This is a genomic window from Gimesia fumaroli, assembly GCF_007754425.1.
Taxonomy (GTDB): Bacteria; Planctomycetota; Planctomycetia; order Planctomycetales; family Planctomycetaceae; genus Gimesia; species Gimesia fumaroli.
The window spans coordinates 2,474,875-2,488,371 of record NZ_CP037452.1 but is presented as its reverse complement, the minus strand read 5'-3'; the positions used below and the strand labels follow the sequence as shown (position 1 = coordinate 2,488,371).

Annotated in this window: 12 protein-coding genes; all 12 read right to left on the bottom strand. The window is 47.1% G+C overall.

All coding sequences use genetic code 11. The features are described from left to right. Positions 1 to 111: 111 nt before the first annotated feature. The 12 genes from Enr17x_RS09545 to Enr17x_RS09490 all read right to left on the bottom strand — a co-directional run bounded on the left by Enr17x_RS09545 (position 112) and on the right by Enr17x_RS09490 (position 13,294). The gene (locus Enr17x_RS09545) at positions 112 to 1,512 is read right to left on the bottom strand and encodes an MBOAT family O-acyltransferase (RefSeq protein ID WP_145308138.1); all 1,401 of its coding nucleotides are present in this window, start codon (positions 1,510 to 1,512) and stop codon (positions 112 to 114) included. Beyond that, on the bottom strand, positions 1,502 to 2,602 hold the full coding sequence (locus tag Enr17x_RS09540) for a DUF1574 family protein (RefSeq protein ID WP_145308136.1): 1,101 nt from the start codon (positions 2,600 to 2,602) through the stop codon (positions 1,502 to 1,504). The genes Enr17x_RS09545 and Enr17x_RS09540 overlap by 11 nt, the downstream gene beginning before the upstream one ends. Before the next feature lie 89 nt (positions 2,603 to 2,691). Next, positions 2,692 to 3,525 carry an aldolase/citrate lyase family protein gene (locus tag Enr17x_RS09535; RefSeq protein ID WP_145308134.1) on the bottom strand — a complete coding sequence of 278 codons (834 nt, stop codon included), beginning with the start codon at positions 3,523 to 3,525 and terminating at the stop codon, positions 2,692 to 2,694. Further along, on the bottom strand, positions 3,525 to 5,042 hold the full coding sequence (gene murJ, locus Enr17x_RS09530) for a murein biosynthesis integral membrane protein MurJ (RefSeq protein WP_145308132.1): 1,518 nt from the start codon (positions 5,040 to 5,042) through the stop codon (positions 3,525 to 3,527). Before murJ ends, Enr17x_RS09535 begins: the two co-directional genes overlap by 1 nt. A gap of 118 nt (positions 5,043 to 5,160) precedes the next feature. After that, positions 5,161 to 6,162: an SDR family NAD(P)-dependent oxidoreductase gene (locus Enr17x_RS09525; protein WP_145308131.1), complete on the bottom strand. Its 1,002-nt coding sequence runs from the start codon at positions 6,160 to 6,162 to the stop codon at positions 5,161 to 5,163. 38 nt (positions 6,163 to 6,200) lie between these two features. After that, on the bottom strand, positions 6,201 to 7,325 hold the full coding sequence (locus tag Enr17x_RS09520) for a nucleotidyltransferase family protein (RefSeq protein ID WP_198001067.1): 1,125 nt from the start codon (positions 7,323 to 7,325) through the stop codon (positions 6,201 to 6,203). A 78-nt stretch (positions 7,326 to 7,403) separates the two neighbouring features. Beyond that, on the bottom strand, positions 7,404 to 8,591 hold the full coding sequence (neuC, locus tag Enr17x_RS09515) for a UDP-N-acetylglucosamine 2-epimerase (RefSeq protein ID WP_145308127.1): 1,188 nt from the start codon (positions 8,589 to 8,591) through the stop codon (positions 7,404 to 7,406). Further along, positions 8,588 to 9,598: an N-acetylneuraminate synthase gene (gene neuB / locus Enr17x_RS09510; protein ID WP_145308125.1), complete on the bottom strand. Its 1,011-nt coding sequence runs from the start codon at positions 9,596 to 9,598 to the stop codon at positions 8,588 to 8,590. Before neuB ends, neuC begins: the two co-directional genes overlap by 4 nt. Continuing rightward, the gene (locus Enr17x_RS09505) at positions 9,595 to 10,233 is read right to left on the bottom strand and encodes an acetyltransferase (protein ID WP_145308123.1); all 639 of its coding nucleotides are present in this window, start codon (positions 10,231 to 10,233) and stop codon (positions 9,595 to 9,597) included. Before Enr17x_RS09505 ends, neuB begins: the two co-directional genes overlap by 4 nt. After that, positions 10,230 to 11,381, bottom strand: a complete 1,152-nt coding sequence (locus Enr17x_RS09500; protein WP_198001066.1) for a LegC family aminotransferase — start codon at positions 11,379 to 11,381, stop codon at positions 10,230 to 10,232. The genes Enr17x_RS09505 and Enr17x_RS09500 overlap by 4 nt, the downstream gene beginning before the upstream one ends. 50 nt (positions 11,382 to 11,431) lie before the next feature. After that, positions 11,432 to 12,160, bottom strand: a complete 729-nt coding sequence (locus Enr17x_RS09495; protein ID WP_145308119.1) for an acylneuraminate cytidylyltransferase family protein — start codon at positions 12,158 to 12,160, stop codon at positions 11,432 to 11,434. A gap of 219 nt (positions 12,161 to 12,379) precedes the next feature. Continuing rightward, positions 12,380 to 13,294, bottom strand: a complete 915-nt coding sequence (locus tag Enr17x_RS09490; protein ID WP_198001065.1) for an O-antigen ligase family protein — start codon at positions 13,292 to 13,294, stop codon at positions 12,380 to 12,382. Positions 13,295 to 13,497 lie beyond the last annotated feature (203 nt).

Genomic DNA, 13,497 nt, shown 5'->3' with positions numbered 1-13,497 from the left:
AACCCCAATCGTCGGATAACATTTCCCCGATCTCCCTTAGTCTACAGTATGATTCTACAAATAGCGAGAAAACAAATCAGACAGAGAAATCGATTGGAGCGAGCCTGAGGATCAGAATTGAAAATAGAGAAACGGACTTTCAGTGCTGAATCTCAAAACACAAAGGACTAACAGCGAACTGAGAACCAGTGCCATCTGCCATTGAGGTCTGAAGTTCCATTTCCAGGCATTCGGAACAAAAAAGACAACCAGTAATAAAGCGATCAGAAGCGGCAGTGACTCCTGGATCACCGTCCAATGCTCAGCAGGTCCGTAAATTCCATGCATGCCGGCCATGGAGGCAAGCAGATTTCCACACATACTCAGATCAGTAGACCGGAAGATTACCCAGCCGATCAGCACCAGCAAAAATGTGAACATTTGCCCGAGCAAAGCGGGAACATGAATCTGTTTCCAGGAACGGAGTGCAAAATAGATTGCTAACAAGCTGCCATGGTACAGTCCCCAAACCACGAACGTCCAGTTCGCTCCATGCCAGAGTCCCCCCAGAAACATCACAATCACGAGGTTGCGCAATGTGCGAAAGTGCCCTTCGCGACTTCCTCCCAATGGAATGAATAAATAATCGCGCAGCCAGTTCGAAAGCGTGATGTGCCAGCGGCGCCAGAAGTCGGAAATGTTCGTTGCCTGATAGGGAGAATCAAAATTCTGAGGAAATGAGAAACCGAGCATCAGTCCCAGACCGACTGCCATATTACTGTAACCGGCAAAGTCAAAGTAAAGCTGGCAGCTGTAGCCTAACATGCAGAACCAGCTCCCAACGAGCGCCAGCGACTGATAATTCTCCAGCAAGGGTTCAAATGCCGCAGCGATCAGATCGGCAAACAGAACTTTCTGGACCATCCCCACGACAAAGAAATAGATGCCCCGCGAAAACTGACTATGATCGATTTTCTCCGGAATTGATCTCAGCTGACTTTCGATTTCGGTGTAGCGAACGATGGGCCCCGCGATCAACTGGGGGAACATGGAGACATATGCGGCGAAATGCCAGAAGCTTTCCGTCGGCCGCGCCTGCTTCCGGTATACATCAATCGAAAAACTCATCGTCTGGAATGTGTAAAATGAAATCCCGGCAGGCAGGATGATCTCGGGAACGGGTATCGCCCCTCCCCCGGCAATCCAGTCCGTCAGCGCATTCATGGAACGGGCAAAGAAGCCGGAGTACTTAAAGAAACCAAGTATTCCCAGATTGGAAATGAGCGATAGAATCAGCCAGAACAATCGGCGTTTCGGTATCAGATTTTTATGAATTTGCTGGCCGCATTTGAAGTCGATGATCGTCGAGACAAACAGCAGCAGCACAAACCGGTAGTCCCACCATCCATAGAACGTGTAGCTTGCGGCAACCAGACTGATCAGCCTCATTCGCGTTGATAAAAAGGGGCTCCACCAGACCAAAAGTACAATCGGCAGGAAAGCCAGAACAAAGATATAACTGTTAAAAAGCATTCTGAGTCTTATCTGCTATGCGAGGGACCATGCAATTAATGATTCGTCGATTATTCATCACGGTTGCATGCACACCATCATGAAATTCATCTGCGATTCCCTGGAATGAATTGATATCCGAGAACTCATAAAATGGAATCCGGTTCTTAAGACACTGCTCATTCAAATAAGCAACGACATCTTTTTTTCGTTCCGTGAATGTCGTATTCTGCGCCAGGTCAGATGCCAGATCAGGATGCAGGGGCGTCAAAAAGATCACCAGTTTGATCTGCTTCTCTTCGCAGATTTTCAAAAATGTTTCGAAATAATCACAACGTTGCCGGGAGAGAGATTCAAAGCCGGCATACCGTCTGGCATAGTCGTTCTTATGAAAGGCGATCTCTTTCTCCAGATCGAATGTTCCCTCCGCGTTCTGCTGCTTCGTCAGCCGATCGACCATCATCCCATTCTCGAGAAAATCGAAATGCCCCTCTGCTCTGCCGCCGTCCCACAGATCCATTTTCAAAGTACGCAACGAATCTTTCAGCAGCGAATACTTGAAGTTTTCCCGGAATAGCTTCACATTACGCACAATCCCCCGCTTCCACTGCTCTAGAGTGCTTCCCTGTAACTCACTCAGATTGTTAATCAGCTCCGGACAATTCATTAGACGGGAATCCATCGGCAAGGCGTCAGTAAATGAGTAGATATCAATTCCCAGAATCACCATTTCCGGGGGCTTACCACGACTCGCTTCATAGTGCCTGAGAATGGCCAGATAATCTTCGGGCATGGCAGAATTCACACCGAAATTGAAAAAATCATATCCAAAAACAGGTTTTAAATATTCGGGCTCCAATCGCATCACCCGTGAGGACCCGATGACCACCCCTTCCGGCTTGGGGCTCAGTTGTGAGAGCAGATAAACTTTGTCATTGCGCGGGGTTTGAACCAAAGGGCGAAACAGTTTGGTCCCATACTCTCCATACAGATTCACCAGATAATTGAGTAAAGAAATTACCCCGAATGCGGCAATCCAGCAACACAGAAATATGATATTGAAACGTTTGCTTTTTTCCTGATCTGCCTGAGAATCTGATGTTTCAGTCATTTTTTCTCTGTCATTCGTGTCTGGATTAAGTGATCCTGCGAATTGTTCCAACCAGTAATATTAAAATGAGATGAATCTCAGTGTACGAATTACGAAGCGTTTCTCTCAGAGCGATTTCTGAACGCGATGCCATTGATTGCTGAGTACAAGGCCTGTTTGTCCTGTTCAATTTCGAACTGAGACCGACCAAGCAAGGTTTGATAGATTTGATTTACCTTCTGAATTTCTGCATTCAGATCAATGCGAGACTGCAACTCATCCAGGGTCGTCGCCCGTTGATGGAAGGATCGTGATAAAATAACCCATTCCGATCCCAGCCGAGCATGTTCGCTCAATACCATTTTCCCTGAGACCAGCCCCTGATCCATTGTGGAGACGCCCCCAATCCCAAAGGGGATGCCGGCATGCTTACAAATAGTCGCCATCTTCTCGACCATGCCATTCGACATCAGTTCAAACATGAAATTCAATTCCAGGTCGAGATGCAAGTCGTTTAAACCAATATGAATTTGAGAGACACCGGGAACCTGCACGATCTGCTCCAGTTGATTCATGGCCCCCACCGTCTCTACCAGCGGAACAACCTTCGCCCGAGAATCAACACGCTGACAAAACCACTCAACTTCTTCCAGAGAACGGAACATCGGCAGCATTAAACAATCAGCGCCCTGTTCGATGGCAGATTCGATTTCTTCCGTTGACCGGGAGCTCAAAGGATTCAAACGCACCAGGACTTCTGCATTTGTTACCGCCTGCTTGACTTTTTTAACGTTCTCCGGTTTATGGCGGGAAATGACAGTATCTTTGCCACCTTGCCTTTTGACTTTCCCGAGGATTTCCAGGTCGATAAAAATCCGGTCGACCCCACATTGATCAACATAACGTGCGATTTCAGGGCAATCCGTAATAAATAAATACTGCATTATAAAGACAGCTTCCTGTTGAAACGTGGCAAATGGTTCTTCAGGATCACTAAAACGGCCCCAAAACAAAGTAGCCCCAGCATTCCAGAATAAACAATCAATAAAACAGGCTCCGCGACCATCTTAATCATCATCGCCGAAAACAACAGTCCGGTTACCATCAACAGAATCAAGGCAGCGCAATGCTTGAAGGCGACCCCTTCGATCACCGAGACGTTTAATTTCAGATGTAATGCTAAGGTCAAACCTAAAAAATGAATCCAGCTGGTCACGACGAACGCCAGCATGATCCCGGAAATTCCCATCGATGCTCTCAGCACAAGTGAAAGTACAATCAGGCATACCAACGAGAGCAAACTGATTTTAAAGGGAATAATTGTTTCATGTCTCGAATAAAAGATATCCATTGTGAGAATCGAAAGTATCAAGGCTGGCATCGACATAATCGCGATCTGTAACAAGCGGGCCGTATTCGCAGCGTCTTCTGCCGAAAACATGCCTCGTTCAAATAACAGCGCAACAACAGGTTCGGCACAGCCATACACGGCAACCGTCACAGGAATGGTAATCAATAAAATTAAGCCCGCTGCCTGACTGATCAATTTTGAACTATCACCGGCGTTGCCTTCCGAGAACGTACGGCTTAATCTGGGAAAAATCACCATCGTCAATATGGCTCCAAATAATCCGCGAGGCAACTCCACCAGTTTTTGCGCATATTCAAACAGACTGATGCCCCCTTCATAGGCGGAAGCAAAAGACCGCGAGACAACAGGAAAGGCGACAACCAGCCCGATCGCCGTTAAAGCCTGCAGATACTTCATCATCAAGGCCCGATTCAGCGTGGCAAACCGAGACAACGAATCAAATCCCCCCCGAAATGCACCAATGAAATAGCAGCTGATTAACTGTGTCAGCAACCGAAAAGAGACTGCCGCGACAACAGCCCAGGCGAGAACCTCAATCTGATCCGGGGTAACCCATAGAAAAATGGCGGCAATCAGAATCACATTGAAAAATAAATTTCCATATGCGGGAATCGTCGGTTTGTGATGACCTTGTAACACAGCCGACGTCACGGCGGTGACGGCACTGATCGGAAAAGCCAATAAAACAATCATGATCAAGCGACTGGCTTGACTGATTTCAAAAGGCGTAAATCCGGAAGCCAGGATTTGAGTAAACCAGGTAGAGCACATCGCCAGGATCAAAGCCAGCATGCTGGAAACGCCGGCCACTGCAAAAAAAGTCTGCACAATCAATTGATTGGCCTGTTGCTCGGAAACGTCCTGCGCCCGACGATGCATTTCTGGTACCAGAACCGCAGCCATCGCACCGCCGATTAACATCGCATTGAGAATATCTGGGACGGAAATTACCAGGATCGCCAGGTCATTGGCATGCGAAACTCCCAGGACGGTTGCCAGCCCCAGCACGCGGAAGAGTCCTGTCAGTCGTCCCAGGATCATCGCAAGAGCGACGAACATGGCTGCCATGGAAACGGATCGTTTTGACATCAAATCGGGAACCTTCCTGAAATCTTAAAAGGTTCTTCCAAGCATGCTTTCAACCTGACAATCCGTTGCATGGCGAAGTTTAAAATCCTCGAAAATGTCGTTTCCCAGGCGTTTTCCATTAAATGGTATAACGCTCCGCGTTGAAATGTTGAATATTTCGACCGATCCAGTCTGCCGTCTTTGCGAGTCCCTCTTTGAAAGGAACCTGGCTTTTCCAGCCGGTCAAGCGAGCGATCTTGGTAGTGTCGGCCAGAAGACGATTCACTTCGCTTTTCTCCGGACGAATGCGGTCTTCGTCACAGATAATCGGCACTTCACGTCCGACGGCTTCCATCAGAATTTTGGCGGTTTCTTCGATCGACCATTCTTCACCACTGCCAATATTGACAACTTCACCCTCTGCCTCTTTACATAACGCCAGGGAAATCATCCCGGCAGCAGTATCGGTGGCGAAATTGAAATCGCGGGTTGGTGTCAATGCCCCCAGCTTTAATTCGGTACACCCTGCCTGCAGCTGGCTGGCAATCGTGGGAATCACCGCCCGCGCGGTCTGCCGGGGACCGAAGGTATTAAATGGTCTGGCCGTCACGACGGGTAATTCAAAGGAGAGATAAAAGCTCTCGGCCATTTTGTCGGCACCAATTTTACTGGCTGAATAAGGGGACTGACCGACTAGAGGATGATCTTCATCAATCGGTACACGTTGCGCCGTTCCGTAGACTTCAGAAGTGGAAACATGCACCAGCCTGGTGAGAGCATCAGAATTTCGGCTGGCCTGTAAGACATTTAATGCGCCTGTTACATTTGTATCAACATACGAGCGTGCGGCGACATAACTATAGGGAATCGCTATGAGACTGGATAAGTGGAAGACGTACTCACAGCCTTTGACGGCGCCTGCAATGCGTTCGGCATCACGGATATCGCCCTGAATGATTTCGATGGACTGCAGGACTTCCTGCGAAACATCATTCAACCAGCCAATCTGGTTCCAGGAATTATAATATACGAGTGCACGCACTTTGGCACCGCTGCTGACAAGTTGTTCGACCAGATGACTTCCAATAAACCCATCCGCTCCGGTAACCAGTACCTGTTTCCCAGTTAATGACTCAGACATGCTCGCTATTTCTTACTTAAAAAGTGAATTCAAATCAGTTACGCAGCTCTACGATGATTGAGTTCAATATTCACGTCATTTTCATCGTATTCTTCCAAATCGCCGAGTGTCTCTTTCACAATCTTCAATTCAGTTCGTGCTTTATCCAGCTCAGCATGCGTACCGATATCTGACCAATATTCGTGTACCGGAAAGACAGCAACGCCAGCTTCTTCCGCCATACTTTGTTCAATTAAATCCGTCATGTTATATGGTTGATTTTGAGGCACCCGGCTGACCGCTTCGGGAGAAATCGCATAGATACCGGCATTACACAAAAACTGCTGAGAAGGTTTTTCTTCCAGTCGTTTTGCAAATGCTCCCTCAGTTTTAATCACGCCGTAAGGAATTTCGACGTGATAATCGATCGCCGCCACCGTCATTAAAGGCTCATGCATCAGGTGAAAATCGAGTAAATATTGAAAATTGATCGAAGTGAAAACATCACCGTTCATTAATAACAACGGACCATCGAGGGGGTCTTTGATCAGTGAGACGGCACCTGCGGTTCCCAGCTTTTGCTCTTCGCGCAAATATTGAATTTCGACACCGTACTGGTTGCCGTTCCCCAAATGTGATTCGATCATTTCCGCCAGATAATTGACGGCAATATAGATCCGGCTCACTCCAGCATCAGCAACTTTGCGAACCTGACGCTCAATCAGAGGCATTCCGCCGACTTCGACCAGAGGTTTAGGCATATTTTCTGTCAGAGGCAGTAAGCGGCGCCCTTCGCCACCAGCCATAATCAGAGCACTACTGAACCCCGAGGCCTGCCCCGGACTTGATTCCTGTGTTATATCTGTCAACAGGACGACTTCAACGACATAATTATCTGCATCCACCAGCGGAAGCGCTTCCAAGCCACTCTGCTGCAGAAGTTCAATAATTGTGGACTGCGACATGCTGGATACGGCTTTGGTTGGTTTGCGATTCATGATCGCGGTTACAGGATCCTTTAACTTGACTCCGGCCAGTAGACCTCGACGGACGTCTCCATCGGTAGCTACTCCCTGCAGATATCCGTTAGAATCGACGACAACTGCAATGCCTTTTCTACCAGCTTCGATTGCACGAATCGTCTCTTTGACATCAACGGTATTATTGATCAAGCACTGTTTCACTGAGTCCATCCCTGACCTGCGCTTCCTATTCAAGGTGATCCATTACCCTGGCTTTATTCCCTGTTTCAGTTCCATCACTCAAGAATTCTCTGACAGTGATTTTCCACTCACAAGATCATAGAATTCTTTTTGTGTTGACTGATTAAAATGACATTCCCTAAGGTGATTTACAATTTTTTTTGCCGTCTGACCATCCCCGTAAGGATTCGTCACTTTTTTTCGAACCTGCTGGAATTCGGGAGAATACAATGTTTTAAATGCCGTTGCTATACTGATTTCAGTTGCCTCGCAGTCGATCACAGATTCTGCCTTAATTCGCCCTGTTTGCCGATTACCGATATTGATTGTCCCAATCCCAAAGCTGGGGGCCTCAATGATCCCACTGGAAGAATTCCCGATCACAGCGTCAACAAATTGCATCCCTGATAAATACCGCAATTGCCCCAAACTCATAAACGCTTTAAAGCGAGTGGCGTCTTTCTGCACGAATTCATCAATTAACTGGTTTATCACACGACCATCAGTATCCGCATTGGTTTTCGTAAAAATGACATTGGTGTCTTCCAGGGACTCCACAACATTCAGTAAATTCTGAACCTGACCTGCTGCAGTATTCGCTTCCAGCGTGACCGGATGAAATGTGCACAACATGTTATATTTATTTAACTTAAGCCCGACTGAATTTTCATACTCCTCGCGCGACATCAAATTCAGGCGTATTATATTATCTAAGCCGATGGCGCCTACATTAAATACACGATCCGGATTTTCTCCCAGTTGAATGACCCGATTGCGATAAGCGTCTGTGGATGTGAAATGAAAATGACTCATTTTTGTAATAGAATGGCGCAGCGCATCATCAAAAGCGCCTTCGGTGACCTCCCCCCCATGCAGGTGAGCGACCGGAATTCGACTGATATGGGCTGCGGAAACTGCACTGAAGATCTCATAGCGATCCCCGAGCACAATCACCAGATTTGGTAGCAGACGTGCATAAGCTTCGGAAAAGCTGATCAACCCCAACCCCATTGACTTGCAAATGCCGACCGGGGAATCCGAGCTCATAACGACTTCGACTTTCTCGTCAATCGTATACCCGTCTGCTTCAATCTCCTGATAGGTCAAGCCAAACTCTGGTGATAAATGCGATCCGGTCACCAGCAGCTGGAGCGTGAAAGCAGGATCGGACAGAATCTCATCGATCAGAGGTTTCAGCAGCCCATACTCCGCTCGCGAACCGGTTACCAGGCAAACTGTTTTGCTCATAAATCGATTATTTCATCCTCAAAATAATCACGTCGGGCAACCTGGTTAATCACACTATCCCAATTCATCGGGCTAATACCGGTTCCCGGTCGTTTCACACAAAGATTTTCCTCCGTGAATACTTCGCCTTTACGAATAGACTGTGAGGCGATAATACTTTTTCGTACGACTGGCTTATTCTTGGCTTCTGAAAGAGACGGTTTTTTAAGCGGACTTCCCAACGATTTTGATGTATTGCGGATGCCACGTACCAGCATCATCAATTCATCTGGCTCCAGAGAAGCCGAGTGATCTGGTCCTTCCATATTCTTGTCGAGTGTAAAATGCTTCTCAATCACTTTGGCTCCCAGAGCCGTCGCAGCAATCGAAACTTCAATTCCTAAAGTATGATCCGAATAGCCGACATTCACATCAAAGGCAGATTGAATGGTTAACATCGCCCGTAAATTTACATCCTGAATCGGAGTCGGATACTCGGTATTACAATGTAGAACGGTGATATTCTGCCGATCGACGCCGCTATCGATTAAGATATCCAGTGCATCCTCGATCTCGCCTAAATCAGCCATGCCTGTGGAAAGAACAACTTTCTCAAATGTCTGCCCCACTTTTTTCAGGTAGGGATAGTTCGTAATCTCGCCTGAAGGCACCTTGATCATTTCCAGACCGAGCGACTTTAACAGATCGATGCTTTCCAAATCAAAAGGAGTGGAAATAAACACGATCCCCGATTGCCGACAATAATCAAATAGCTCGCGGTGCGTATCCTGATTGATTTCCAGCTTCTTCAATAATGTGAACTGGGTATCTTCCTCCCCATTCGCGGCGTTGTTTTTTTTCTGATATTCCGCCTGGGGAGCAGACTTACAGACGAGTTTTTCCGTTTTGAATGTTTGAAACTTGATGGCATCCGCACCTGCTTCCACGGCTGCATCGATCATTTTTTTGGCAGTCTCCACATCCCCATTATGATTCACGCCTGCTTCGGCAATAATAAAAACACTCATTTCGCTGGAACTCCTTTTACTAACGCCCCGTCTGCTACATCCCGTACAACGACAGCACCGGCTGCAATCACTGCATTGTCTCCAATTTTTACACCCTGTATCACAACAGCGCCTGCACCGACAAACGAATTATCACCCACCGTCACCCCTCCACTGAGCACCACACCCGGTGAAAGAAACACATGATTTCCAATCTGACAATCGTGATCAACTTGTGTTCCCGTATTAATCACTGTATTTGAGCCGATCGATGAATCTGTCTGAATAATCGCTCCTGCCATAACTTGAACACCATCAGACAAGCTCACGTCAGCCGAAAGAATGGCCCGGTGGTGTACCAGAGTCGGCAGATTCAAACCCACTCCCTGACTCTGCTCAAACAATGTTTTTCTCAATGAATTTGTTTTGATACTGCCCACTGCAATCGCCACATTTTGTATGCCCTGCTTCTGCAGTCTGGTCAACTCGGCATCGGTTCCCAGTATGGAAATTCCCTTGATCTGTTGTCCCACCTCCAGGTTCGGATCCAGGATTCCTGTAATCTGATATTTTCCACCCTCTTGAATCAATTCGATCAGAACCCTGGCATGGCCCCCTCCACCAATCAAAAGAATCGAATTCAATAGTTTATTCATGACTGATCAAAATAATTTTTTATACAACGAACAACATATTTTATGTCCTCAGAATTAAGCTGCACACTGGATGGAATCGAGATACAGCGTTCAAAGACAGCTTCTGTCTCTTCCATCCCGTATACCTGGCACTCCTGATACATGGGTAGTGTATGCATCAACTTCCAGGCCGGGCGCACCTGGACGTTATGAGCCAGCAGATACTCCATCAGTGGTTTGCGATCTACTGACGGAACGAGCAAAGTACATAACCAGAAATTACTTTTGGCCCATGGTTCTTCCCAGACCAGGTCGACCTTCGGGATTTCCGCAAGTAACTGACGATAAAGGGCGGCGTTGTTGCGTTTGATTTCAATAAATGCATCAAGCTGTTCCAGCTGAGCCACGCCTAATGCCGCCTGGATATTCGTCAAACGATAGTTATAGCCGACTTCGTCATGTTCATACTCAAACGGCTTTTTGTTTGCCTGCGTGCTTAAATGACGGATATGATTTGCCAGCGATTCCTGACTGGTCGTCGCCATTCCACCACCGCCACAGGTGATGATTTTATTTCCATTGAAAGAAAAACAGGCGACCGTCGATAAAGAACCGGTCTTTTTTTCCCGATACTCAGAGCCAAGGCTTTCCGAAGCATCTTCAATAATCGGCAAACCGTACTCTGTCGCAATCTCATTCAGCGGTGCCATATCGACCGGATGGCCAAAAATATGTACCGGCAATATGGCACTTATTTTTTGTCCGGTCTGTTTGTTATAAAGATCCCCGTCCCGCTTCACACATTCCTCAGAAAGGAATGTGTGAACACGATTCACGTCGAGGCTCAGTGTGTTTGAATCTGAACCAATAAAGACAGGTTTAGCACCACAATAGTGAATGGCGTTGATGGGAGCGATAAATGTAAAGGCAGGAGCGATGACTTCATCGCCAGGCTGAACACCGCACGCCAGCAGACTGAGGTGCAGCGCCGCTGTTCCATTCACTGTCGCGACACCATAATCGGTACCGACGTATTGACTCACTTTTTGCTCAAACTGATCAACATACGATCCGACCGAGGAGACCCACCCCGTATCGAGGCAGTCCTTGATATACTTCCACTCATTCCCGGAAATATGAGGAATCGACAATGGGACCAGATCGTGCATCTTTGGCATAACTCAAAAAAAGTAAAGAACATTCATTTCAGAATCATTCACTAAGCGGCCTTACGGCGGGAAACATCACGTTGCTGATTTTGCATCAACAAATCAGCAACTAAAAATTCCCACTCGGTATCGATTTCCCACGACCGCTCTGTCGGCATTATGTACCCGTAGGTTTCCTGGTAGGGACGAAACGTCAGTTTCTCTTTAAAGGCATCCACACGGAAGACATACAAGGCTCCATTGAATGCATATACATCTTCCAAGGCCTGTCTGCGCAATTGGGACTCATCCCGAACATCGGAGAGTTCCACTAGCAAACCATCCTCATTAATATGACGTAAACAGATCGGATGACTCGGGGCTTCCATCATACCAATGACAGCTTTGGCACTTTTTTCTTTAAGATATCGAATCGCACCATCGATATCTTCGGCAATACGAAAGGGAGATGTTGGTTGAAGCAGTGCGACGTGTTCCATCTCGTACTGTTCATTTTCCGCAAGCCAGTCGATGGTATGCAGAATCACATCGACATGACTCGATGCATCTAAAGCCAGCTTGAGAGGCCGAATAAACGGGACTTCAGCACCATACTGCCGGGAGATAGAAGCGATCTCTTTGTCATCCGTAGAGACAATGACTCGATCCAGTTCCTGGCTCTTTAATGCTTCCTCAATCGTCCAGGCAATCAACGGCTTTCCAGCCAACTCGCGAATATTTTTTCGTGGGACTCCCTTGGAACCACCTCTTGCAGTGATTAATCCAATCACATCGGCCATCCGTGGCCCCCTTTTCCTTTAGCGCTACTCTGATCGTGATAGTAAAAACAGTTGAAAGATCAGAAACTTATGATCAAAAATGCATCCCGCATTCCAGCCGGAGATACTAATTCAATCATTTTTTTGTGTAAAGGGGGAATGAGAGCAAAATATGCAGGACACGAATGGCTTTATTCGGCTTGGTTTGCCTGCCATACAACGCGCGAATTTGGCTTCATTTCAGGCGGCATCCGATATGAAATGCTGGTCTTTGTTGCTGGAAGGAGGCTCTGATGCCAGCTCATCAACGCTTTCGACGATAGAGCCTGATGCAGCAGCCATCGTGAGCCCCATCAGGAATCCAAATAAATTGCCTTCTGTTGTATCCAGCATCAGGGAATTCACCAGACAGACGACCACGTAGACAGCAAGAACAGCCTGCCCAAAATCACGGTCAAGCCCGGCCATTTTACGAGTTGCCCGCCAGGCCACCCAGAAGAAGGAGGCAAACAGACAAACTCCAATCAGTCCGTTTTGAACCAGCAACATCACATATTCATTATGAGGATTCGCTGTGGCAATCTGGCCATTTTGCTGAGCTAACTCTCGATATTTTAAACCGAAACTTCCAGATCCAGAGCCGAAAAGTGGATTTAATTTAGCCAGTTGCAGACTGTTTTCATAAAACTCAAGGCGTAAATCAACACCATTCTGCCGCTCTTCAGAAACACTATATTTATTGATCTCGGTCACAACCTGATCGATGCGCCCCTGAAATGTTTGTGACTGGTAGTACGATAGAAACCCAACTAATACGATACAAATGGTCGCCGGAAAGAGTCCCTTATACCCCATCTTCTGGTACATCAACAGACAGATCAGAATCGCTAAAGCAACATAACCAGACCGCCCGGGCACCATGGCCACTACGTTATATGTCGCGATCAGAGCCAATACCCCATAATACCAGCGCTGCTTGGGGTGCTCCCAGAATTTCCAGGCAGCAAGGTAGACCAGAAACGACATCAGGATATTTTGTGTAATCCGGTTCTTGAAAATAGACCGATTATAGATATCGCCATCCACACTGCCCACTGGAAGAAATGCATAGCAAATAGAACCAATCAGGGTCACAATCAGAGCAAGCTCAAACATTTGAATCCCGCGCCGTCGCGACATGGGATCAAAAAAGAAAGACAGATAAACGGGAATCAGAATGAACTGGCGGTACTTAAACAAATTTCGTGAGGCAACAGAAAGCGATTCTGGCGTGTACAATAATCCTACTGCCAGAAACCCGAATAGTGTCACAGAAACTGCGACAACCCGATTGTTTTTAAGCAGCTCCCATGATACGC

Bases quoted from the DNA above. Each gene is read 5' to 3' on its own strand.
- Enr17x_RS09545 (WP_145308138.1), bottom strand. From the start codon at position 1,512: ATGCTTTTTAACAGTTATATCTTTGTTCTGGCTTTCCTGCCGATTGTA.
- Enr17x_RS09540 (WP_145308136.1), bottom strand. From the start codon at position 2,602: ATGACTGAAACATCAGATTCTCAGGCAGATCAGGAAAAAAGCAAACGT.
- Enr17x_RS09535 (WP_145308134.1), bottom strand. From the start codon at position 3,525: ATGCAGTATTTATTTATTACGGATTGCCCTGAAATCGCACGTTATGTT.
- murJ (WP_145308132.1), bottom strand. From the start codon at position 5,042: ATGTCAAAACGATCCGTTTCCATGGCAGCCATGTTCGTCGCTCTTGCG.
- Enr17x_RS09525 (WP_145308131.1), bottom strand. From the start codon at position 6,162: ATGTCTGAGTCATTAACTGGGAAACAGGTACTGGTTACCGGAGCGGAT.
- neuC (WP_145308127.1), bottom strand. From the start codon at position 8,591: ATGAGCAAAACAGTTTGCCTGGTAACCGGTTCGCGAGCGGAGTATGGG.
- neuB (WP_145308125.1), bottom strand. From the start codon at position 9,598: ATGAGTGTTTTTATTATTGCCGAAGCAGGCGTGAATCATAATGGGGAT.
- Enr17x_RS09505 (WP_145308123.1), bottom strand. From the start codon at position 10,233: ATGAATAAACTATTGAATTCGATTCTTTTGATTGGTGGAGGGGGCCAT.
- Enr17x_RS09500 (WP_198001066.1), bottom strand. From the start codon at position 11,381: ATGCACGATCTGGTCCCATTGTCGATTCCTCATATTTCCGGGAATGAG.
- Enr17x_RS09495 (WP_145308119.1), bottom strand. From the start codon at position 12,160: ATGGCCGATGTGATTGGATTAATCACTGCAAGAGGTGGTTCCAAGGGA.
- Enr17x_RS09490 (WP_198001065.1), bottom strand. From the start codon at position 13,294: ATGTTTGAGCTTGCTCTGATTGTGACCCTGATTGGTTCTATTTGCTAT.